At 43.8% G+C, this 22,304-nt stretch carries 19 protein-coding genes, 3 tRNA genes and 3 pseudogenes; 1 reads left to right on the top strand and 24 read right to left on the bottom strand.

The window, feature by feature from the left end:
* Window positions 1-24: 24 nt before the first annotated feature.
* The 3 genes and pseudogenes from AC0VYI_RS13210 to AC0VYI_RS13220 all read right to left on the bottom strand — a co-directional run.
* Window positions 25-330 (bottom strand): annotated as a pseudogene (locus AC0VYI_RS13210) (CLCA_X family protein); the annotation flags it as partial.
* Between the two features lie 153 nt (window positions 331-483).
* Window positions 484-984: a DedA family protein gene (locus AC0VYI_RS13215; protein WP_475443440.1), complete on the bottom strand. Its 501-nt coding sequence runs from the start codon at window positions 982-984 to the stop codon at window positions 484-486.
* A gap of 3 nt (window positions 985-987) precedes the next feature.
* On the bottom strand, window positions 988-1,719 hold the full coding sequence (locus AC0VYI_RS13220; RefSeq protein WP_475443441.1) for a glycosyltransferase family 2 protein: 732 nt from the start codon (window positions 1,717-1,719) through the stop codon (window positions 988-990).
* A gap of 583 nt (window positions 1,720-2,302) precedes the next feature.
* On the opposite strand from AC0VYI_RS13220, the gene AC0VYI_RS13225 reads away from it, so the two are divergent.
* Complete coding sequence (locus AC0VYI_RS13225; protein ID WP_475443442.1) at window positions 2,303-2,671, top strand: methionine-R-sulfoxide reductase; 369 nt, start codon at window positions 2,303-2,305, stop codon at window positions 2,669-2,671.
* Between the two features lie 136 nt (window positions 2,672-2,807).
* Here AC0VYI_RS13225 and AC0VYI_RS13230 read toward each other — a convergent pair whose 3' ends face one another.
* The 21 genes and pseudogenes from AC0VYI_RS13230 to ruvB form a co-directional block, all read right to left on the bottom strand.
* Window positions 2,808-3,800, bottom strand: a complete 993-nt coding sequence (locus AC0VYI_RS13230) for a 5'-nucleotidase (protein ID WP_475443444.1) — start codon at window positions 3,798-3,800, stop codon at window positions 2,808-2,810.
* Window positions 3,801-3,844: 44 nt separating this feature from the next.
* Window positions 3,845-4,915: an endonuclease NucS domain-containing protein gene (locus tag AC0VYI_RS13235; protein WP_475443446.1), complete on the bottom strand. Its 1,071-nt coding sequence runs from the start codon at window positions 4,913-4,915 to the stop codon at window positions 3,845-3,847.
* An 11-nt stretch (window positions 4,916-4,926) separates the two neighbouring features.
* On the bottom strand, window positions 4,927-5,781 hold the full coding sequence (locus AC0VYI_RS13240; protein WP_475443448.1) for a DUF4145 domain-containing protein: 855 nt from the start codon (window positions 5,779-5,781) through the stop codon (window positions 4,927-4,929).
* A 54-nt stretch (window positions 5,782-5,835) separates the two neighbouring features.
* Window positions 5,836-6,999, bottom strand: coding sequence for a restriction endonuclease subunit S (locus tag AC0VYI_RS13245; protein ID WP_475443450.1), 1,164 nt, complete (start codon window positions 6,997-6,999; stop codon window positions 5,836-5,838).
* A complete protein-coding gene (locus AC0VYI_RS13250; protein ID WP_475443452.1) occupies window positions 6,996-8,633 on the bottom strand; it encodes a type I restriction-modification system subunit M in 1,638 nt (545 codons plus the stop codon). The genes AC0VYI_RS13245 and AC0VYI_RS13250 overlap by 4 nt, the downstream gene beginning before the upstream one ends.
* 24 nt (window positions 8,634-8,657) lie before the next feature.
* Entirely contained in the window at window positions 8,658-9,710 is a 1,053-nt protein-coding gene (locus tag AC0VYI_RS13255) for a PDDEXK nuclease domain-containing protein (protein WP_475443454.1), read from the bottom strand.
* Window positions 9,694-13,077, bottom strand: coding sequence for a DEAD/DEAH box helicase family protein (locus tag AC0VYI_RS13260; protein ID WP_475443456.1), 3,384 nt, complete (start codon window positions 13,075-13,077; stop codon window positions 9,694-9,696). Before AC0VYI_RS13260 ends, AC0VYI_RS13255 begins: the two co-directional genes overlap by 17 nt.
* Before the next feature lie 49 nt (window positions 13,078-13,126).
* Window positions 13,127-13,426, bottom strand: a pseudogene (locus AC0VYI_RS13265) (AAA family ATPase); the annotation flags it as partial.
* Between the two features lie 75 nt (window positions 13,427-13,501).
* A pseudogene (locus AC0VYI_RS13270) lies at window positions 13,502-13,594 on the bottom strand (sigma 54-interacting transcriptional regulator); the annotation flags it as partial.
* 582 nt (window positions 13,595-14,176) lie between these two features.
* A tRNA-Ser gene (locus AC0VYI_RS13275) sits at window positions 14,177-14,264 on the bottom strand.
* A 103-nt stretch (window positions 14,265-14,367) separates the two neighbouring features.
* Window positions 14,368-14,934, bottom strand: a complete 567-nt coding sequence (locus tag AC0VYI_RS13280) for a nitroreductase family protein (RefSeq protein ID WP_475443458.1) — start codon at window positions 14,932-14,934, stop codon at window positions 14,368-14,370.
* 194 nt (window positions 14,935-15,128) lie between these two features.
* Window positions 15,129-16,175, bottom strand: coding sequence for a quinolinate synthase NadA (gene nadA, locus AC0VYI_RS13285; RefSeq protein WP_475443460.1), 1,047 nt, complete (start codon window positions 16,173-16,175; stop codon window positions 15,129-15,131).
* Between the two features lie 40 nt (window positions 16,176-16,215).
* Window positions 16,216-16,291, bottom strand: a tRNA-Lys gene (locus tag AC0VYI_RS13290).
* Between the two features lie 31 nt (window positions 16,292-16,322).
* Window positions 16,323-16,398, bottom strand: a tRNA-Lys gene (locus tag AC0VYI_RS13295).
* Between the two features lie 46 nt (window positions 16,399-16,444).
* A complete protein-coding gene (gene ybgF / locus AC0VYI_RS13300) occupies window positions 16,445-17,305 on the bottom strand; it encodes a tol-pal system protein YbgF (RefSeq protein ID WP_199475781.1) in 861 nt (286 codons plus the stop codon).
* Window positions 17,302-17,892 (bottom strand): peptidoglycan-associated lipoprotein Pal, encoded by a 591-nt coding sequence (pal, locus tag AC0VYI_RS13305; RefSeq protein ID WP_199475782.1) that lies wholly within the window; start codon window positions 17,890-17,892, stop codon window positions 17,302-17,304. The genes ybgF and pal overlap by 4 nt, the downstream gene beginning before the upstream one ends.
* 21 nt (window positions 17,893-17,913) lie before the next feature.
* Window positions 17,914-19,215 (bottom strand): Tol-Pal system beta propeller repeat protein TolB, encoded by a 1,302-nt coding sequence (tolB, locus tag AC0VYI_RS13310; RefSeq protein ID WP_475443463.1) that lies wholly within the window; start codon window positions 19,213-19,215, stop codon window positions 17,914-17,916.
* Window positions 19,215-20,168 (bottom strand): cell envelope integrity TolA family protein, encoded by a 954-nt coding sequence (locus AC0VYI_RS13315; RefSeq protein ID WP_199475784.1) that lies wholly within the window; start codon window positions 20,166-20,168, stop codon window positions 19,215-19,217. The genes tolB and AC0VYI_RS13315 overlap by 1 nt, the downstream gene beginning before the upstream one ends.
* Window positions 20,168-20,599: a protein TolR gene (gene tolR / locus AC0VYI_RS13320; RefSeq protein WP_199475785.1), complete on the bottom strand. Its 432-nt coding sequence runs from the start codon at window positions 20,597-20,599 to the stop codon at window positions 20,168-20,170. Before tolR ends, AC0VYI_RS13315 begins: the two co-directional genes overlap by 1 nt.
* On the bottom strand, window positions 20,599-21,279 hold the full coding sequence (tolQ, locus tag AC0VYI_RS13325) for a protein TolQ (protein ID WP_199475786.1): 681 nt from the start codon (window positions 21,277-21,279) through the stop codon (window positions 20,599-20,601). The genes tolR and tolQ overlap by 1 nt, the downstream gene beginning before the upstream one ends.
* A gap of 9 nt (window positions 21,280-21,288) precedes the next feature.
* Complete coding sequence (ruvB, locus tag AC0VYI_RS13330; RefSeq protein ID WP_199475787.1) at window positions 21,289-22,302, bottom strand: Holliday junction branch migration DNA helicase RuvB; 1,014 nt, start codon at window positions 22,300-22,302, stop codon at window positions 21,289-21,291.
* Between the last annotated feature and the right edge of the window lie 2 nt (window positions 22,303-22,304).

Here is a 22,304-nt window from a genome sequence, read left to right on the forward strand (position 1 = left end):
ATGTCAACTACTCAACTTTGGTGTAGCATGAAACCATTCATGGGCCAAACTGCCGGCCCCCGCATTTTTCGCCAAAGACAACTGCCTTGTTGTAGGCACATAATGCGCGGCAACGCCTGGCCGACCGCCTTTTCCGTATTGCAAACCCAAGGTACCACGCAATGAAATAAGTGGTTCAGGCCCTTGCAAAGCTGACATCAAATCACACAAAGCTTGATAAAAATTCACTGCCGCTCTATCACGTTCCGCTGGCGTGACCCAACGCCCCATTTCTATTCCACGAAAATTGAATTGCCGACGAATGGCGACAAAATTCACACTACCATTCATTACATCCCACACTTTTTAACAAGCAAACAACAATACTGTATATAAACACAGTATCAGTATAATCCGATAAAGCCAGTAAGTTAAGACATGAGCACGCAAGAAACGCAAACAGAAACAGTCAACCGAGAACCGGAACGGACGCAAAGAAATTGCTTAATGATGGAACACATCCAAGGCAGAAAACCAAGAAGAATGAATCAGCTGAGCAGACAGGATATAACCCAAAATGATAAACTGCCCTCCTCCAAGCAATAGACCTGTCGTAGACAACACAGTAAAGCGCCACCAACTGACGCGCATATTTCCCGCTAGAAAAGGCATAAACCAAGCAACGGGGCCTAGCACACGCGCAAAAAGAATGGCCCAATTCCCCTTTTTATCCATCACCACTCGACACAAAGCAACCTTACGCCTGAGTTTAGGCCGTAAACGACACAAAAACCGTTGTGCTCTTTGTCCGTATCGAAAGCCAACCCAATAACTTAACTGATCACCCAGCCAGCCGCCGAGTAATGCCATGAACACAGCAAACACATTCTGATGGTAAAGCTGGTAACCAGCCGCAAGGTAAAAAGGCTCTCCCGGTACAAAAATATTGATGCCAATAAACGAATCAGCAAAGGTGCCAAGTGCGAGACTTAACTCCTTAATCACGACTTAGTTGTTCTCATGGTAGTGACCAAACTCGTACTCAATTTCGTTATTGTACATTTCGCCAATAAAAAAGCGTCTGACATTCGCCTTAATATACAAATACCCCGTTTTGAAAGTACCGTCTTGCTTTAAGCGGCGTGGGTCAAACTGAAAGGTCATCGCTAGCATTCGAAAGCGCCAAGTCTTACTGGCTCGGTTCACATAATCACAGTCTTCACACAAATGAATTCTCTCATTAAAACCACCTAACTCACGATGAAGACGTTTCGTAGAAAAGATACAAGCCCCAATGGCGGTAGGAAAAAAGAACTGAGTGAGATAAATACCGACATTAAACATGCCATAACTCAGCTTTGTGGGCAGCCCTAATCTGCTTGCCCCCATATATACCCCTGCAATTTCCAGTTTTGATTTATTTAACTTATTAACCGCTTTAGATAAAAAACGCTCATGCAAGCGGACATCGGCATCTAAAAATAAAATACGCTCATATTTCGCCAAATTCGCCCCCACATTACGGCCAAGGCTTACCCCTCTTTTCTCCATTTTGTGGACTCTGAATTCATTAAAGCAAGTTTCATACTGGGCAGCGACCAATAACGTGTCATCCTCACTGTTCGAATCGACAATAATTACTTCAACGTCTTTGAATACCTGATTATTCAGATCCTCTAAAAGCCGTCCAATTCGTTTTTGTTCGTTGTAAGTAATGATAATGACACTTAATTTGTTCATCTGCTTTCCTCTCTCATTGCCTATAATAGGCGTCATATTCACCATGGCTTACCCTCCTTTTCGGGCCGAAAATAGGGCTCGCTAAACAACGCCAGTTCACATTTACCCTTCATGATAAAGGTCAAAGCTTACAGGAACCTTAACAGTTATAACTTTTGATTCCCAAGGCATAAACGGTCTTACAAGCCCCGATCAACAAACCGCTTTATCAACATGATGTCATCTATTGATGAAAGAGAGTCGTGATTTTTAGGAAGCAATAAGACTATTCAGTAACACTCAGCAAAAGAACAGGCGATGCTCGGTGAATAACAAAGCAATCAGTAAAACATGTCTATATAACAAACCAATGACAACCCCCTCGTCACAAATCGCTCTGACGAGACAACTTACCATGACGAGCTGATCCTCCATCGAACCGACAGAACGTTACCACGTTTAAAAGGAACTATTCGTCCATAGTATTGTCATAATTTTTTGAGTGAAGACGTGCCATAATTCTGGCAACAACGTTTATTAATCATCTACTCGATCCCTACGTCATTAGAGAGTTAAAGAAACGAAAACAAGAAGAGAGTGTTACATGAGCAACCCTTACAACGAACTAATGCCAGAAGAAGCCAGCGTCATTTTAGATAAAGGCACAGAACGCCCTTTTACTGGCGAATACACGGACACCATGGCAGCAGGCTTATACGTTTGCCGCCAGTGCGAAGCGCCACTTTACACATCAGAGCATAAATTTATTTCCCACTGTGGCTGGCCAAGTTTTGATGATGAGATAGAAGGTGCTGTAGAGCGCATCCCCGATAGAGACGGACGCCGCACCGAAATCGTCTGCGCTAACTGTGGAGGTCACCTCGGACACGTATTTGAAGGGGAAGGACTCACCGCAAAAAACATCCGCCACTGCGTCAACTCTATTTCCATGAAGTTCAAAGCGAACAATTAGTGCGCTAATCACGGCGATTCTTATAGCACCAAAAAACCATCGACGGCTAGGCATTATTAGACATAAAAAGCTCGATTAGACTGCTATCTAATCGAGCTTTTTTAGGCCTGACACAAGGCAATTTGTCATAGCACAATTATGCTTTATTCTTTTTCTTCCCCTTCTTTGCACTGCCCTTTTCACTCAATTTTGAGGAACTTAAATACGGGACTTTTGCAGAGGGCACCAACTGAGAAGCGGCATCCAAATGAATATCTTGATCGTCAAAAAAGATATGCGGATTAAAGGCTTTCAACACCTTACCTTTTCCAACGCCACCTAGAAAAAATGCCTCATCAACGTAAACGCCCCACGCGCGAAGGGTTTTAATAACGCGCATTTCTGAAGGACTGTTTCTAGCTGTCACAATGGCGATTCTAACGGGAGAAGATTCAACACGAATAGGTAAACGGTCTTGCAATTTTGATAGTTTTTTCAGAAGACTAGCGTAAGGCCCTTCTTCCATTGGAATATCTTGCTTTGCATCTTCCTGTGCATGAAAAGCCTCCATCCCTTGGGTTTTATAAACTAATTCACTTTCGTCTGAAAAAAGCACAGCATCGCCATCAAAGGCAATGCGAACCTGTCCTTCTGGAATTTTTGGCGCGTCTATAGGTGGTTCCCTTAAAATAGCGGCAGCACATTGGCGTGAGTCGATAACTTTTTGGGCATCTTCTACATTGGTGGTTAGGAATAAATCTACGTCGAACGCATCCAAGTAATCTGGTACAGATTCTCCAGCAGTAAAGGCTGATCGAGTAATGTTTAACTTGTCATGTCTAATAGTCTGCAGTACTCGCAAGCCAGTATCAGGGCTATTACGGGACATAACAACCACTTCAACTAAAGGCGATGTATCTCCTTTTTGCTTATGTTCATTTAATGCCAATAATGCTTTTACTAAGTGATAGCCAGTACCCGGAGCTAGAGTTTCATCTTCACGCTCCAACATGTACTTTTGATAAACCTCTACCGCTGTAGCGGGATCTGCATTACGAGCCTCAGTAAAAATTCGATCCGACTCGCTCATATCAAAAAGCGCCGTTGCAGAAATTCCCACAACCAATGTATTGCTTAAATCAAATGCCACTAGATTCTCCTTAACCCAATAAATTCACGTGAAAAAACATACCTCTATTCGAGTATTCCCCAAACGCCTTTTAAACGTTTTATTGTGTGTTCCCACTTTGCTGTTCTAGGTCGAGCAACTATATTCTGGTTCCCAAATAAACCGACTTCACCAAATGCATCAGACAGTGATACTTTATATAACCACTTCACTGGAACAAAATATTCTGCATCATCTTCTCCCACCTGCTCTGCCAACGGATAATGACCAGATAATTGCATGTCATCAGTAATAAACTCATCAGCTATCGTTGCTCTACCGGTCACTTCAGCCACGCCAACATAGCCCATACCTGGAATATTCACCCAAACACGATCCCCTAAACCAAGCTGAAACAATTTTTGACTATACCAACGTCCATCCCCAGCCGATAGAAAGCCGTATTTATAAGCGTCCTCCCAATGACGACGATCTGGATAAACGCCAAAACTGGCATAAAACTCGCCATTCCAGTCATTTTTTTGATTGGCGTTTACAGCATGATCTTCAGTTTCATGGGGATCTATCATCCATGAGCGACTCAGGTATTGATTCACCCCATCCTGAAAGACGGAGAAGAACACCGCATTAACGGCGACACTCGCTTTGTCGTTCAGGTAGTTGATGATGCGTTCCGTACTGGCATCCAGTTCACCCGCTACAATAACCATTTGGTGGGAGCTATTTATCTCTTCTTCTACGGGCAATATGCCGAATTTAGCTTCAAAAGCTTGATCGAAGGTAGATAGAGGTAGGACGTTATCTGCTGCAAATTTCCCATAGATTTGAGCAATTTTTTCTACAGGTAATGTTTCTATCCACGAAGCATAATCAATGACTTGTGCCACCACATCCCGTGGCGTTTTATGTTTCTTTAATTCAATAATAATGACAGAACCCATCGAATCTATTGCTAATAGGTCGATGTATTTACCAAAATCAGTATAGACCTGCCGACCAATTAACAGCCAGTTGGCATTTAATATCGACATATCTTTAGTGATCTGTTCTTCCAGTAAAACCTCAGTTTCAAGCCTTACTAATTGTATCGCTTCGGGCCGATCACCTATTTTCCAAATACCATGTTGTACAGCCATCGATATCCCCTTTATTCTATGATATTCGGTTCATCAGCTTTAATTGGCACACCGCCAACGGTCGGTTCTGACAAGAGCGCCAATGTCATTCCAAGTACTAAACGTGCTTGAGTTCTAGAGAAGTCTTCATTGCCATGTGCGCCAAGCTGACAGATGTTTTTTACTCCTTCCCGTAATGCCAAGATACGTTCGTTTGCGGTCATACTTTTTCTTAAACTATTATCCTTAAGCTTATTACTTGCAGCTAACGATTGACCGCGATCTGCACGTAGTTCTTCCACCTGTTCGATGATTCTCCGGCATTCCATTACCGCATTTTGATAGTCTCCGATATCGATACAAGACTGCGCTTTCGATAACATACTTTTTATGTCGAGAGGTGTGACCGGGAGAGGAATTTCATAAAGATAGGTATCGTGATAGCCAGATTGATTTAAAGCGATTACCCATTCCTGTTGGGGAATGTGATAATCACAGTCACTGTAACTTGATTTAATGTCATCATCGTCACAAAGAACCAAAGCCTCTAAACGAAAGTGCAAACCTAAATCCCCAAACTGTCGATAATCCTCAACAGCTAATAGCTGTTCGTTACTAAGCGATAGATTAAAAGACAAAGACTGATTACCAGAATAGCCATTAAGCTCGATGAGTTGCTCATTGGACGAAAGATTACTGGCAATATCACTACGATCCTCTTTACTGAAGATAGAGAGTCGAATATTTAATACACGCGCTTTTTCGGTGGTTCTTAATCCTTGTAAGTGCAGGACGAAACTGTTTTTACCAAGTGCATTGAGCCCTCGAATAGAGACTTGGTTAAATTCAACTAACCGATAAGAATCTCTTGATATTTCCAGCCACATTGGCTATTTCTCCCTGTTAAGTATTGTCTATCCGTTTAACACGTAATGATCTCATTAAAGCTCGCCAGAGAAAGCTTTTTGGCTTAGTGATTCAAATAGCTGATCGTTGTAAATACTTTCTTTATATTTGAAAGTCAGGTGCTCTCTGACCTGCTTAACAACACTTTTAAACTTAATTTGCATTTCCAAGGGCGGGACTTGTACTACTATCTCTTTTATTTTCCCTAAATAAAGGCCAGCTTGAGCAGATGAATTCCCTGATGATACGAACCGCTTTTGAATCGCATTTGTGCTTATCAATGCCAGCAAATATTCTGAAAAAATCAATTCATTTGGCTTAAGTAAAGCAACGCTTCGAGCTAAACTAAATTCAGTCATTTTTGGAACAATAAGCGCTTTACCTATAGTTGCACCAACGCAAACTAATAAAACATCACCTTCTTGAGCAGCACAACGTTTATATATACGTTGGTGGTCTTCCTCACTAATATAAGAAACCTCTGATAAATCTAAATTTCCAGATCGATCTATATTCCTTGCCATTAAATATTGCCGACCTGACTTTAGACGTTTTACGGTGCCATGTTCACCATCGGTTATCTTTGAACAAACTTCATCAAGTGTTTTAACCTCCCACCCCTTGGGGTTGGTCACTGGATCACCAAACATATCCAAGAACACAGAACGCAGAAAGTCGTCGGCGAGTTCTATGGCTTGTTGGCGTTTGCGGCGGATAGCGTCGGCTTTGTCGAGGATGGCGGCAATACGCTTTTGTTCTTCCAATGGAGGGAGTGGGATTTCATGGTCCCAAAACACCTTCATGGAAACTCGTGGCATTTTCGCACCAGCAGTTTGCACCGATACCCAATCAACAAATTTTTGTGATTTCAAATAATGCGCTAAATACTTACGACAAAGCCTATTTGGGTCTGGTAACATTGGAACCAATTCAGTAGTCCCCAAGCCTTGTTCTTCAGGCAATAGAACTTTGTTCAAGTAAGGTCGTAATTTTGAGTAAAGAACGTATCTGCTATCAAACCAATGCGTTGAGCTTCCAGCTTCAGAAATCTTCGAATAGTTCTTTTTAATAAGCCTTCCTGAGTTAGACTCTATGTTATCTAATGTAACTTGTAGTACTTGCTCGTTCTCATCCAAGCCTACAAGTTTTAACGGCTTTGCTGGCGCTATTTCCCCCAATTTCACCATCGGCCATGTCATAGCATTCCCTCCAGTTCTTTTAGGTCTGCCATAATGTCGTTTTCCAGCGCCATGAGTTTGCCGAGGATGACTTTCGGGTCTTCGTATTGCTCTTCTTCGTACACCACTTCTTTGTAGCGGTTGATGGAGAGGTCGTATTTATTGCTGGCGATGTCGGCGGCATCGACCACAAAGGCTTTCTGCGTTTTGTCCTGAAAATATGCTCCTGCATTTTCTGGATTAGCGCATCCCTGCGCGTCATCACCAAACTGCGAAAAATCAAAGTTGCTTTCAACGAGCTGGCGGTAGGCTTTCCATTTGGCGATGGCGTCAGGTAGGTCGTTAGTGCCTTCGCCTTTTAGTGGCGTACGCTTGTCGTCCAATGAGTAACCATCAGCCTGTAGATCGTAGAACCAAACCCGCTCGGTGGTGCCGCCTTTGGTAAAAAGTAGAATCGCGGTACTCACACCAGCGTAGGGTTTAAATACGCCGCTGGGCAGGCTGATAATGCCTTCTAGCTGGTTATTCTCAATTAACTCTTGACGAAGTTGTTGGTGTGCTTTGGAGGAACCAAATAACACGCCATCTGGCACGATGACGGCAGCACGTCCACCCAATTTCAAAGAGCGTAAAATGTGTGCGACGAACAACAGCTCGGTCTTTTTGGTTTTCACCATACTGAGCAGTTCTGGGTTGGTGTTGGTTTCATCTAAGCTGCCTTTAAAAGGCGGGTTCGCTAGGATTACGTCAAAGAAGTTTTCTTCCTGCTGCGGGAAGTTCTCACGGATGGATTTGTTCAAAGTGTCTTGGTATAGCACATTAGAGCCGTTTACCCCGTGTAGCATCATGTTCATGCTGGACACACGCAACATGGTAGTATCGAAGTCGAAGCCCCAGAACATGTCGTCACTGATGTGTTCGCGGTAGTTTTCCAGTAGGTCGCCAGGGTAATGTTGGTTACCTTCTTCGTCTGTCCAAATATTTTCTGGACTGGTGTGTTTACGATTCAGGTATTCCATGGTGCGCGCTAAAAAGCCCGCTGTACCACATGACGGATCGCAAATGGTGTCCCATGGTTGCGGATCGATAATTTCAATCATGGCGTCGATAATATGACGTGGTGTGCGGAACTGGCCGTTGATGCCGGCGGTAGTCAGCTTGCTGAGTAAGTATTCGTAGATGTCGCCTTTCACGTCGCTTTGGTTCAGCGGTAAGGAATCCACCATTTCTAACGCAGCGACCAGCACAGATTCGTTTTTAATTTCGAGATCGGCGTCTTCCATGTAGTCACTAATGTGACCCATGGCTTTGACTGGCGTATCTTCACCTGCTTGGTCTATGTCGGCCACTTGGCCCAGTTTGGAAAAGTAAGGATAGACTTCGTTTTTCAGGTGTTTATGCAGATCCTTCCCAGATAAGTTTTTGAAGTTTTTCCAACGCAGTAATTGACCTTCCTTGGTGTCCGGAAAAAGACGCACAAAGGCTTTGCCTGTGCGGTTGGCTTTGCGTTCTTCCGCTTCTTCCTGCATGTCGAGCATACGGGCAAACATCAAGTAACTGATCTGTTCAATCACGGTCAAAGGGTTAGTAATCCCCCCTGTCCAGAATTTTTCCCATAGTTTGTCGATGTCGTTACGGATTGGTCCGGTTAGCATAAGGTCTCTCTTGTATATCGTGCTTTAAACTGAAGTCGATTGATACGCCGCGCGCTGCTCTTGAATGCGGAGTATGTGTTCGCGCTCGCGCTCTAACTCTCGTTGGAGCTCTTCTTCAGTCGGTAAAGTGGTGGTGTATTTTGAGGCAAACAGTTGTTTGCTCTCGTTGAGTACAGAATATTTGGCAACGGTGTTATTGCGCTCACTACACAAAATCAAACCAATGGTTGGGTTATCATCGTGGGCACGCTTTTGCTCTTCGTACATGCGAACGTACATATCCATTTGCCCCACGTCTTGGTGAGTCAGTTTGTTCATTTTTAAGTCGATCAACAGAAAGCATTTTAAATGAAAGTTATAAAATACTAAGTCGATGTAGTAATCACCATCTTCGGTACGAATGCGCTGCTGACGCTCGACAAACGCAAAGCCTTTGCCTAACTCCAATAGGAATTTTTGCAAGTTGTTAATGATGCCCTCTTCTAAGTCGCTTTCCTGATACGTTTTGTCCTGAAGGTTCAAAAAATCGAGAATATACGGATCACGCAGATAATCTTGCGGCGAGTCTCCTAGCGGCGCTGTTTTATTAGCCGCTTCTTGCGTGAGTACTTGTTTATCTTTACTCGCTAACAAGCGCTCGTAATATAACACACCAATTTGACGTTCTAGTGCTCGAACACTCCAACTTTGTGAGGCGGCCTCTTGGGCATACCATGTGCGGGCAGCGCTATTTTCAACACGTGCCAGTACATTGTAATGTGACCAACTCAATTCGAGAGACAGTGTCTCTCGAATTGGAAAGGCAAGATACATGCGGCGCATATTGCGCAAATTGGTCGTGTCAAAACCTTTGCCAAACTCATGCGTTAGTCGTTTGGAAAGCTGTTGCAACTGTTGCTTACCGTATTCAGCACGCACTTGTCCTTGTTGCTCTTGCTCGACGATCAAACGCCCTATTTCCCAATACGCCATCACCATTTGATGGTTAATGGTTTTTTTAACCTGCTGGCGTACTTGATCGAGCACACTTTTAATTTGCGCAAACAGTGCGTCGTTTTGGTTAGTTATTGGCCCCATATTGAACATCCTGTTTGATAAAGGGTTTAAGTACAGAAACTAGGTCTTTAACATCTGCTTCTTTAAATACACCATCAACACCATTTGGGCTGACACTTGTAAAAGGCGCTTCATATAGTTTGGCAATGTCGATAAAACCATAGTTGGTGATATAAGTTTTGAGTAGGTCCATGAATCTCACTTGTTGGGAAGTCAAATTCGGGTGACGATGCACAAAGTCGGTGAAGTGCTTACTGACTTTCTCTGGCTCTAGCCCCACCAATTCTTGCAAGGTGATATGGAGTTGATCGGCAGTCCGGCCATAAAACTCATTCAGGGCATCCAAGCTCACTGTGGGGTGCGTGGTTAAGATGGTTGATGTTAGATTTTTTAGGTCGTCTTCCGAGACCGCCTCATGGGCTTTGATTTTTTGCAGTATCGGGTTCGTCGCAACTAAGTTGTCTAGCAGCTCTTTGGCTCGTCGGCGATAAACGCTCACTTCGTCTCTGTTATACAGTTTATGCTCACGTACTTCTGTGACAACTTTGCCATCTTGAGTACGAGTTTTCAGTGGATCATAACCGCCACTGGTATCACTCTGACGGAACTTCATAATACTGCGTAGTTGAGTTCGAGCGTTTTCTAGCTTAGTTATACTAGGGGCTTGCCAGAACTCAGCACTGTTTACTTCGTCGATGATGGCTTGCTTTTGGCGAACCGCTTGAATGTTAACCGCTAAGGTAGATATTTGCTCGATTAAGGTGTCTCGTCCATCTTCAAAGCTTGCTGACTGTTCAATAAAGCTGGTTTCCACAACAGCCATTAAACGATCCAATTGTGTTGCATGCTTATCTTTCAGTGGACGAACCGCCATTAGTGGCGCCACCGTTTCAGATAACAAATGCTGTGTTGTTGCATTCAACGTTTGTAAGCTATCGGTTTGCAGAAGTGTATCGACTTGTCGCAACACTTTACGAACGGCCACACTGTCTCTTGGTAAATCAGCAATATCCGCTTTAATTAACTCAATGGCGGTATCAAAGCCTTCTCGGTGGTTATGTTTAAGGGCCTGAATCGCTAGATTTACACGAGCCTCGAAGCAGGTTTGCAGTAACGGCTTGCCGCCCACATTTTGAGGTTCTTTATACTCTTGTTCGAAGAATTCAAAATTACCGTAGTGATCAAAAATCAAAAACTCTGTTTTATCTTTGCCTTTACCAAACAGGTTTTTGCATAAGCGCGTTCCACGGCCAATCATCTGCCAGAATTTGACCGACGATTTAACGGTTTTCGCAAAGACGAGGTTCACCACTTCTGGCACGTCAATGCCTGTGTCCAACATATCTACCGAGATCGCGATACGGAATTCGTTATCGCCTTTTTTAAATTCTTTGATCAAGCTCTCCACATGGGACACTTTGTTATGAATGACTTTACAAACTTTGTTGCCATATTGTGGGTAGAGCTTGCAGAAGAGTTTTTCTAAATGCTCTGCATGTTTTTGGTTATTCGCAAAGACAATAGTTTTACCTACTAGCGAGTTGGTTTCATCCTTAATGCCATAATTCATCAAGTTTTCAAGAATCTCTTGGTCGGTTTTTTCACTAAAAATTTTACGCCCGATGTCTTTGCCTTGATAGCTAGCATTTTGCGCTTCTTCAAAGCCAAGATCGTCTTCTAACTGGCGTTTTTGATCATCGGTTAGGTCGTTGTAATGAATACCATCACGGAGGAATTCTGTGGTGACGTCTTTGACTTTAAAATCCACTAAATAAGGTGGCTCATGCTCGATGGCTTCTTTTAAGCCAAATTGATACGTCGGGTCTGTGGTTTCACAGCCAAACATATCAAAGGTATTACGGCTGATAAATTTGACTGGAGTGGCGGTCAAGCCCACCTGTAATGCATCAAAATAATCAAATATATCGCGGTAACGATTATAAATACTACGATGACTTTCATCGGCAATGATCAGATCAAAGAAGCCTACATCCAGCTGAGCAAAGCGGTTCATCATGCCGGGATAAGTGGACACGTAAATACGTGCATTTTCGTCAATCTTATTGGTTTCACCAATTTCACAGCGAGGCTCACTGGGTAAATTGGTTTTAAAGGCTTCACTCGCTTGGGTACGCAGCTCTTTGCGGTCGCAAAGAAACAACACGCGCTTTGCCCAACCAGCGTTTAGCATGAGATCTGCAAGCGCAATGGAAACACGTGTTTTGCCTGTGCCCGTTGCCTGGATAATCAAGGCTTTACGACGCTGTTCTTGGAAAGTACGGGCAACCGATTTGATGGCATTGATTTGATACAGACGATCGGCAATGTTTAAGTTTGGGTTGTTTTGTTCAAGTTGATTATCACGGTACTGGCGTTGGTAAATGAGATAATCCAGACTGTCTTTACTGTAAAAGCCGTAAACTAGGCGCGGAGCATTGTATTGTGCGTCATCCCAAATAAAGGTTTCATAACCATTGGTGTAGAACATCACTGGGCGCTGGCCAAATTGCTTTTCAAGCGAGTCAGCATACAGTCGAGCTTGTTCTCTCCCTGCTTGATCCGAGCTATTGCTAGAACGTTTCGCTTCGACGACAGCGAGAGGTTTCCCATCGCTGCCCCACAACACATAATCTACATAGCCTTTACCGGAAGGGTTGTTCGGAAAAACTACCTGGACCTCAATGCCGACTTGTTCTGAATCTGACACATTCCAGCCAGCTTGCACCAGCATGGAATCAATTAAAAGCTCACGGGTTTTCGCTTCGTTCCATTGCAAGCTATCCGCAAGGGCTTGGCTTTCTTGCTTGCGTTTAAGCTGATCTGGATAAGCAGGCGCATCTAGATACTTAAGGTTTTTTGTACGCTCTTTTTCAATCTGTTCAAGCAGCTCGTCATTTAGCTTTTTCTGCTTATCCAGTTCTTCTTTGTATTTATTGATGGATCCAGACAGGGCAATGGCATCAGCACGATTGTCTTTTATATCAACAAACGCTGGGATGGTTACCTTTTTCTTCATGTAGTATTTGATGGCAAGGTAGCAGGCGAGCTGATGGGCTATCCCCAATGCCATTAGAGCGGTTCGTAAATCCCCTTCCCCACCATGTGCCGTTTCATTGCCTTGGGTACGTAGATAATTCAACTGATGAACAAGAGGTTTTGTCACACAGTTTTGGAACACAGTGTCACGTACCATGGTGTTCAAGGTTGATTCGGGTAAACGAGGCAGGCGCTCTTCTTTATAAATGGCCTTGGTCAGCTCCTCCGCAAAAGCGCGAAGACGTGTCAGTGCGCTGCCCGGATCAATAAACAACACGGCTTCAGCCAAACCCGCAAGGTTTGCTAATGCCTCGTTTTCAGGACGAAGAAACTCAAAATTTTGTGATTTCATGAATAATATCGTTTTTATACTCGTGTTATAGCGAAAGCTGTGCCAACGTCTATTTCACGTCGTATTTATCCATCCAGTTGGTTAGTGTTTGGTAGTTTTTAAGTCCTAATAACTCAGCCGCTTTGGATTTGCTAGCATTGGCATGCGCTAATGCTTTCGGAATATAATGCCTTACCAAATCAGAAATAATATTTTGAATATCAATACCTTGTGAAACATCCCTATCTAACAAACTGGTATTATTATGAGGTCTATCAAACAAGGCTTGTTTGATGTCATCAGCCGATATTGCGTCTTCGCTACTCCATAGAGAATTCCGTAATAAAGTTGAACGTAATTCTCGAATATTACCCGGCCACTGTTATAAAAGGATAATATTTTTTGCGTTTGTAGAAATTTTTTTATTTGTTAGGGCGACATCTTACTCACCAAACTCATCTAAAAAAAGCGTTCCGCCATTAGCTTGTTGGAAATCCCCTTGTCGACCAGCTGATGCGTCCGTAAAAGCGCCTTTTTGTGACAGTTGAAGCAGTAGTCCTTAAATCTGTTTCGCCAATCCATGAAAAATACTTTTTCCACCACAAATACATCCCTAACAAAAACAACTGGTTACTGACTGTAAAGACTACTACAACTTTTCTAACAGCACATTAATAGATATAACTAATTTGGGCAATCCATACCTTTAGACCTAGCAACATCAGTTTTGCCCTTCTTTTTCGATCATTTCTCACCTAAGTTAGCGAGCTAAACGTACACAGTTTTTGTACCACAGCCTTATAGTATGTGTATTTTCACTAGATTACTGGTCTATAAATGCATAAATTCACAACACATTGTATATAGTGCGTTCGATTAATATTAGTAGACAAGGAACGTTTTATGGGTAAGCCCGCTGCGCGGTTAGGGGACATGCACGTACGCCCTAAAGTCGAGCCAGGCCTTGTGCCTCACGTAGGCGGTCCTATTGCTGGAGGTTCTCCAAATGTTTTCAAATGGGGCAGGCGATGAAAACTAATCTGCTTATTTTGGCTTTAAGCAGCAAGCTGATAATAAAAAACCCCGACTAGACGCTAATCTAATCGGGGTTTCTTGATAATGGCGGTGAGCAAGAGATTCGAACTCTTGATGCCTTTCGACATACACGCTTTCCAGGCGTGCTCCTTCGGCCACTCGGACAGCTCACCAAAACTTGTCAAATCACGCTCTGCGTAATTTGTGCGCGTATCTTAATGGTGAAGTTATTGAATTGCAACTCTTTTTTATAAAAAGTCCCGTTGCATGGATAATTTATTCCGTCACCCATTCTAGACGTGAGGCAAAGTCTGTTTCTTCTGGAATCTTCGGTGTTGAATTGGGTGTTCCAACGTAGATTAGGCCCACAATTTGATCGGTCTCTTGTAGGTTGAGCAGGTCTTTGGTTTTTTGCGTGAAGCAGGCAGGGCCGCTTCGCCACATAGCGCCATAACCTAAGGCATTTAGGCCAAGTATGGCTTGTTGAGCTGCCGCTGATGTCGCCATAATCTGCTCTATTGCTGGCACTTTTGGATGTTGTTCGATATGAGCATAAACCAAAAGAATCGCAGGGGCGCGATGGGCCTTTTTCACAAAAGCCGCTTCTTTGTCTTCGGTTAAGTCATGCACTTCACTTTTGGCGTGTTGCCAGTAGACCTGTCCTAGTTTGTCCAGCCCTGCTCCTTCGTAAATACGAAAGCGCCATGGTTTAATTGCGCCGTGGTCAGGAGCGCGACAGGCAGCATCTATTATTGTCTCCCACTCGGTTTTGCTCGGTGCGGGAGCTTCCAAGCTAGGCTGAGACACACGATTTCGCATAAAAGTAATAATATTGTTAGTCATAAGCAGTGGTATTCCAACCGAAAATACAATCAATGTTCTTAATCACAAATATCTTAATGATAATGAATATCATATAAATGCTTTTTAGGTCTAGCGCTATTTAACGAAACCATCGATGAAAAGCCATACAAACGAAAAAGCCAAGTACAAGACTTGGCTTTCTGGATAGTAGAGTCATTCAATAACGGTTGCTACTATTTCACTTGAAAATCGAGCATTCTTTGCAACGGAATCAAGGCTTTAACACGCGTTTCTTCATCCACATGTATCTCCCCGGTTCCGTCTCTCAGGGCATTTCGCAACATCTCAAGAGAGTTTAGAGCCATCCAAGGGCAATGCGCACAGCTGCGACAAGTCGCCCCAGAGCCGCCAGTAGGCGCTTCAACAAAACGTTTCTCGGGAGACGCTTGTTTCATTTTATAAAAAATGCCACGGTCCGTTGCCACAATGAAGGTGTCATTACTCATGGATTTAGAAGCGTTGAGTAATTGTGACGTTGAGCCAACCACATCGGCAATTTCAACGACAGACTCGGGAGATTCTGGGTGGACGAGCACTGCAGCATCGGGATAAACCGCCTTAAGGTCAAGAATACCTTTGGCTTTAAATTCTTCATGAACAATACAAGCACCGTCCCATAAGATCATGTCGGCACCAGTTTCACGCTGAATGTAACCACCAAGATGCTGGTCTGGTGCCCAAATGATTTTTTCGCCCTGCTCTGTTAGGTGCTCAATGACGTCCAATGCAATACTTGATGTCACAACCCAATCCGCACGCGCTTTGACCGCCGCTGATGTGTTGGCATACACCACAACGGTACGATCCGGGTGTTGATCACAAAAAGCGGAAAATTCCTCGATAGGACAACCAATATCCAAAGAGCAAGTGGCTTCCAATGTTGGCATCAAGACGGTTTTTTCTGGGCTGAGAATTTTTGATGTTTCGCCCATAAATTTGACACCTGCAACAACCAAGGTATCCGCAGGGTGATTTGCTCCAAAGCGCGCCATCTCAAGAGAGTCGGCGATGACACCACCGGTTTCTTCTGCTAATTCCTGTATCGCATCGTCTGTGTAATAGTGAGCAACCAAGACAGCGTTTTTTGCTTTTAACAGGGATTTAATTTCTGCACGGATCTGCTCATTGTCTACAGATGACATTTTAAGCGTATTTTCAGCAGCAGAGAGGTGCTGTTGGACGGTGGCACGCAAAGCAACTTTATCAAGAAGTTCAGTCATACAACACCTCTTCAGGTAGGTACGTAAGAGCGTGTGATTCTGGTGGGTCGTACTGGATTCGAACCAGTGACCAATTGATTAAAAGTCAACTGCTCTACCAACTGAGCTAACGACCCAAAAATCACATGAGGTATATAAAAAGAAAGTTGGTGGGTCGTACTGGATTCGAACCAGTGACCAATTGATTAAAAGTCAACTGCTCTACCAACTGAGCTAACGACCCAACGGGTTGCGTATAATACAGAGCCCGTTGAGGATTGCAAGCTATTTTAGTTAAGCTTCGTCAGATAGCTTGTCGCTAGCTTTGCCGCTTTACTATCAGGAAAACGTCGAATCACTTCCTGCAAATAGGATTTTGATTTGTCAGTATTCCCTAATTGATCATTAACAATACCTAACTTATAGAGAGCATCCGGCACTTTATTATGACCAGGGAATTTGTTAATGACGATATTGAACTGGTCAATTGCTTCTTTTGGTTTACCCAAAACAAGTTTTAATTCACCAAGCCAATAATATCCATTTCCTGTCAGTTGGTTATCAGGAAAGTCTTTTACAAACTCCGTGAAAGACACTTCTGCTGTTTCAAACTGTCGTTCTCTAATCAACTGATAAGCATTGTTATAGGCTTGCTTAGCTTCAGGGGTAACTGGCTTAAGGGCAATCGGAGCAAGCTTCACATCTGATGCGGACGCACCATTAGTTTGCGAACTCATATCGGCGATATTTGTCGGTTCGTTATCGGTATCTGACGCTGATTGCGTGTTACTAGGAGCAGCCGCTGGCGTAGCAGATGGTGTCGCTGCCGGCACAGAACCTGGTGTCGCAGCCGTAGCGGCTGGTACAGTCTGTTGCTGTGCTAATTTTGCCATAAGCATAGAAACACGTTGATCAAGATCCACATAGCGATCACGTTGCTGAGACTTCATTTGATCAATTTGATGCTGTTGATCCTCTAGTTGACCAGTCAGATCTCTCACTTGACTCTGAAGCTGGTCAAGCTGAGTTAATAACTGCGTCGCAGCATTTACAGACAAATTCGTTTGATTCTGCCCATCAGCCATTGCAAGTGGTGCTGCTAATAGCAGCACCACCGCAAAGGAGCGAAAAGTTAAACTATTCACGATCATTTTTCGTAACGAAGATCAACTCGACGGTTTAACTGCCAAGATTTTTCGTCATGACCGAAAGCAACTGGCACTTCTTCACCAAAGCTGACTGTTTCAATTTGAGAAGCAGGTACGCCTTGGATCTCTAAGTAACGAGCTACTGCTTTAGCACGACGCTCACCTAGCGCCATGTTGTATTCGCGAGTACCACGCTCATCGGTATTACCTTCTAAGATGACATGTTCCTCAGGATTAGCAATCAAATACTTAGCATGTATTTGAAGTGCTTTTTGCGCATCAGGACGCACAATGGATTTGTCGAAGCTAAAGTAAAAAACAGTTGCCACACCATCCAGCATGGATTTACTAGTTTTCGCTTTGTCTTGTTGATTATCGACAACACTTGTTACTGAATTATCCTGGTTTGCAGCGTAAGTTGCACTTTTATCAGTATCCGCGGGAGCGGCTTGTTCAGTGGTCGCAGTACCTTCGTTTGTTGCAGTGGTTGCTGTAGACGCATCTGTATTTGCACCAGTCGTACTACAACCAGCAAGCCATGCTGCAGACAAACCAACTACTGCAAACTTTCCAAGTTTGTTTACACTCATTATTCACTCCTTCCAGTTATTTTAATTGAAGTACGGAGACCATGCTGGTTCACGCACTTCACCATCAGTTGAGGGCAATTTATATTTAACAAGCCCATCAACAGATACGACTGCCAGTATTTCCTTACCATTTTCGGTAGTTGCATACATTACCATAGTACCATTAGGTGATATAGTTGGCGATTCATCTAAGTCAGTATGTGTCAAAATTTTAACGCGTCCCGTCTTAAGATCTTGCACCGCGATATGAAAATCCCCTCCGACCTTCTCAATACAGACGAGGAAACGACCATCGGGCGTCAAACGCGCTCGGTAATTACTGTCTCCTTCAAAAGTAATACGTTCGACTTTTTTAGTTTTAATATCTAGGCGATAAATCTGCGGATTGCCACCTCGATCCGACGTAAAATAAATGCTATTGCCCTTAGGCCCCCATGCAGGCTCGGTATCAATGGCGTAATTATGGGTCATACGCTCTAATTTTTGCGTCGCTAAATCTAATGTATAGATTTCTGCATTACCGTCTTTCGATAGCACTAAAGCCAGCTTTTTACCGTCGGGAGAAAAAGCAGGAGAGCCATTCAATCCTTTAAAGCTCATTATCTGATTTCTTTTTCCCGTCGCTAACTCTTGAATAAAAATTCTTGGACGCATGTTCTTGAACATAACATAAGCAATATCTCGTCCATTGCGACTCCAAGCGGGCGAGAGAATCGGCTCATCGGACTCAACAATCACTTGAGGGCGATATCCGTCGGCATCCGCTACTTGCAATTTATAGAGGGGATGTTTGCTTTCCGCATTCTGTTCAGTCACATAAAGAATACGAGTACTAAAATCCCCACGAATACCCGTTAACTTTTTAAAGACCGCATCACTAATATAGTGAGCTGCATCACGCAGATGATTTTTTGTCACATCAATAGTAGTGTAGTCATCCGCAGGCTTTTGAGTCAGCACGTTGAGCAACTGAAAGCCAACACGATAACGATCTCCACTAATGTTTTTAATGGAACCTATTAATACATAATCCGCTTTTAGTAAACGCCAATCACGATAATAAACATCCGACAATTTGCTGGGCTGACTCAACATACTGGAGCGAGGAATCGCCTTAAATAAGCCACTTCTCACCAAATCATCCTGAACGATTTGCGCCACATCTTGTGGCAATGGATCCGTACCATTATAACCAAACGGGACAATGGCAATTGGTAAGAGTTTATCCGCACCACTTGTCACTTCAATGACAAGCTGTGCCCTAGCAGCACTCGTAAAGAGCAAGCACGTCAATAATACTAAACACCATTTTCTTAACATCATTAGTTTCTTAAGTCCTGTGGATTAAAAATGATCACAACGTTACGAAAGTTTCTCTCAAAAACATATGGATCCACTTTCGATAACTCTCGAATAACACCCATGTTTCTAGCTGCATTCACTGCGCGCTGATCAAACAAGGCATCCCCACTACTTTCAACGACTTGTACATTTTGCACCTCACCCGTCGGTAAGAAAGAAATTTGAAGTTTTGTCTTCATATTATTACGCGCGTTGGGCGGTCTAATCCAAGCTTGCGCAATACGATTATTAATTAAGCCACTAATGGACTGAACCAACTGTGCCTCTTGAGCCGCTTTCTTTTCCGCCTCGGCCTTAGCTTCTGCCTGTCTTGCTGCCTCTTGAGCTAAACGCTCTTGCTCTGCTTTTCGAGCAATCTCCTGTTTTTGACGCTCAATCTCTTGCTGCCGTTTTGCCTCTTCTTCAGCTTGGGCTTTTTTCTTAGCTTCTTCGAGACGCTTTTTCTCTTCCGCAGCTTTTTCCTTGGCTCTTTGATCCGCTAACTGTTTCTGCCTGGCAATTTCTTGCTCTTTTTTCTTCTGAGCGGCGGCGGCCTCTTCTTTGGCTTTTGCTGCCGCTTCTGCCTTACGGACCGCCATTTCTTGTGCTTGTTTGGCCTGAGCTAATTGTTTTTTCTGGGCTTCAAAGGCTTTACGCTCAGCCAGCTCTTGGGCTTTTTTCTTAGCGGCCAACTCTTTCTGTTTGGCTAGCTCAGCTTGCTGCTCGGCTTCTTTTTTCTTTTCCGCTTCGCGCTTACCGATAATGGTTTTGGAAATATCAACCACAGTGGCATGCACAATCGGCGGACGCTTTGGCGTGGGTAACGAGTCATCATTAAAATTAATCGTCAGCACGCCTATTAAAAGAATAGCCAGATGCAAGCCAACCGCTAATACGATTGGTACACCGTACCCGTCTTTCTTAAAAAAACTCATCAAGTATTATCCGGATCCGTTACAAGACCAACATTCGGCACACCTGCTCCCTGTAAGGCAACCATCAAACCAATAATCGCACCATAGGAAACATTTTTATCCCCTCGAACCATCACTGGAGTACCTGGATTTTGACTTAGCACTTTTCGCACACGTGCTTTAAGCGCATCCAATGTGATAGATTGCTGCTTGCCACCTACATCCAAATAGAACTGTCCTTTGCTGTCCACAGAGGCAATTAAAACATCTTTTGAATCCTCTTGAATGGCTGCGGCACTTGCTTTGGGCAATTCAACATCGACACCTTGAGTAATCATCGGGGCCGTAATCATAAAAATGACCAGCAGCACCAACATAACATCGATATAGGGTACAACGTTTATTTCCGCCATTGGGCGACGGCGCTTTTGTCTTCTATTGGAGCGAGCCACTATGCTACGCCTCCCTCTCTGACATGAAGTTTGCGATGCAAGATACTGCTAAATTCATCAGAAAAATTATCGTACCCTGCGGCTAGAGACTCAGAAGCAGCTGAAAAGCGGTTATAGGCAATGACCGCTGGAATCGCTGCAAATAGACCGATCGCCGTCGCAATCAATGCTTCAGCAATACCCGGTGCGACCGTAGCAAGGGTCGCCTGCTGAACATCTGCCAGTCCGATAAATGAATGCATAATCCCCCAAACGGTACCAAACAAACCAACATAAGGGCTGGTTGAGCCAACCGTTGCCAAAAACCCTAAGTGTTTGTCCAATTTCTCTTCTTCACGGTACAATGCCACACGCATTGAGCGCTGCACACCTTCCATCACCGCATCGGGGTCAACGTGTTGACTTTGACGCAGCCGAGTAAACTCTTTAATACCTGCAATAAAGATATTTTCAACCCCTTCGACACGTCTGCCCTCTTGATTGAGCTTTTTATACAGCTTACTTAAATCAATACCAGACCAAAATTGGTCTTCAAATGCATTACGAACTTTTTTGGCTTGCTTTAGTACAAAGGCGCGTTGAAAAATAACCACCCAAGATAAGACAGATGCAACCAGCAAGAGCAACATAACAATTTGCACGACTAAACTGGCACTGGCGATTAACCCCAAAATTGACATTCTTAACCTCTATTTAAAATCCGACGGTAATTGATAATTAAAATGTTCGTAAGCGCGCTTCGTTACTTGGCGCCCACGTGGCGTTCGTATTACAAAACCTTGTTGTATTAAAAAAGGTTCAATGACATCTTCAATTGTATCTTTATCCTCACCTAACGCAGCTGACACACTGTCCAAGCCTACTGGACGTCCGTCAAACTTTTCTATCATAGTCAATAACATACGTCTATCCAAGTGGTCAAAGCCCTGACTATCAACGCTTAACATATCCAACGCCCGCTGAGCTATCTCTTGCGTAACGACACTCGCCCCACTGACCTGTGCCACATCGCGAACTCGACGCAGCAAACGATTGGCAATACGCGGTGTGCCACGAGAACGTCTCGCCACCTCGAAGCTTCCCGCCTGATCCAAATTCATGTTCATTTTATTGGCAGAGCGGGCTACGATCGTGGTCAATGATTCAACATCATAAAACTCAAGACGCTGCACAATCCCAAAACGATCTCGTAACGGTGATGTTAATAACCCAGCCCGTGTAGTAGCTCCGACAAGCGTAAACGGCGGAAGTTCGATTTTTATTGATCGAGCGGCCGGTCCTTCACCAATCATAATGTCTAACTGGTAGTCTTCCATCGCTGGATACAAGACTTCTTCGATGGCAGGGCTGAGTCGATGAATCTCATCAATAAACAGCACATCTCCTTCGTTCAAATTCGTCAGTAACGCAGCTAAATCTCCAGCCCGCTCTAATACTGGGCCTGAGGTAGTGCGAATTTCCGCGCCCATTTCATTGGCAATGATATTTGCCAAAGTCGTTTTGCCAAGACCTGGCGGCCCAAAAATCAGCGAGTGATCAAGGGGCTCTTGGCGTTGGCGGGCAGCTTGAATAAAAATCTCCATTTGCTCACGCACCACAGGCTGTCCGATGTAATCTGACAAGGATTGCGGGCGAATGGCTCGATCAATCTGTCGATCGTTGCCTTTCAGTTCAGCTGAAATAATACGATCAGTTTCTATCATTT

It is taken from the genome of Marinomonas sp. 63XJN7_9_ISO-PGPR-S23-217, from assembly GCF_056173515.1.

Coding starts and splice junctions, on each gene's coding strand:
- AC0VYI_RS13220 (WP_475443441.1), bottom strand. CDS start 1,719: ATGAACAAATTAAGTGTCATTATCATTACTTACAACGAACAAAAACGA.
- AC0VYI_RS13225 (WP_475443442.1), top strand. CDS start 2,303: ATGAGCAACCCTTACAACGAACTAATGCCAGAAGAAGCCAGCGTCATT.
- AC0VYI_RS13235 (WP_475443446.1), bottom strand. CDS start 4,915: ATGGCTGTACAACATGGTATTTGGAAAATAGGTGATCGGCCCGAAGCG.
- AC0VYI_RS13240 (WP_475443448.1), bottom strand. CDS start 5,781: ATGTGGCTGGAAATATCAAGAGATTCTTATCGGTTAGTTGAATTTAAC.
- AC0VYI_RS13245 (WP_475443450.1), bottom strand. CDS start 6,999: ATGACATGGCCGATGGTGAAATTGGGGGAAATAGCGCCAGCAAAGCCG.
- AC0VYI_RS13250 (WP_475443452.1), bottom strand. CDS start 8,633: ATGCTAACCGGACCAATCCGTAACGACATCGACAAACTATGGGAAAAA.
- AC0VYI_RS13255 (WP_475443454.1), bottom strand. CDS start 9,710: ATGGGGCCAATAACTAACCAAAACGACGCACTGTTTGCGCAAATTAAA.
- AC0VYI_RS13260 (WP_475443456.1), bottom strand. CDS start 13,077: ATGAAATCACAAAATTTTGAGTTTCTTCGTCCTGAAAACGAGGCATTA.
- AC0VYI_RS13280 (WP_475443458.1), bottom strand. CDS start 14,934: ATGACTAACAATATTATTACTTTTATGCGAAATCGTGTGTCTCAGCCT.
- nadA (WP_475443460.1), bottom strand. CDS start 16,175: ATGACTGAACTTCTTGATAAAGTTGCTTTGCGTGCCACCGTCCAACAG.
- ybgF (WP_199475781.1), bottom strand. CDS start 17,305: ATGATCGTGAATAGTTTAACTTTTCGCTCCTTTGCGGTGGTGCTGCTA.
- pal (WP_199475782.1), bottom strand. CDS start 17,892: ATGAGTGTAAACAAACTTGGAAAGTTTGCAGTAGTTGGTTTGTCTGCA.
- tolB (WP_475443463.1), bottom strand. CDS start 19,215: ATGATGTTAAGAAAATGGTGTTTAGTATTATTGACGTGCTTGCTCTTT.
- AC0VYI_RS13315 (WP_199475784.1), bottom strand. CDS start 20,168: ATGAGTTTTTTTAAGAAAGACGGGTACGGTGTACCAATCGTATTAGCG.
- tolQ (WP_199475786.1), bottom strand. CDS start 21,279: ATGTCAATTTTGGGGTTAATCGCCAGTGCCAGTTTAGTCGTGCAAATT.
- ruvB (WP_199475787.1), bottom strand. CDS start 22,302: ATGATAGAAACTGATCGTATTATTTCAGCTGAACTGAAAGGCAACGAT.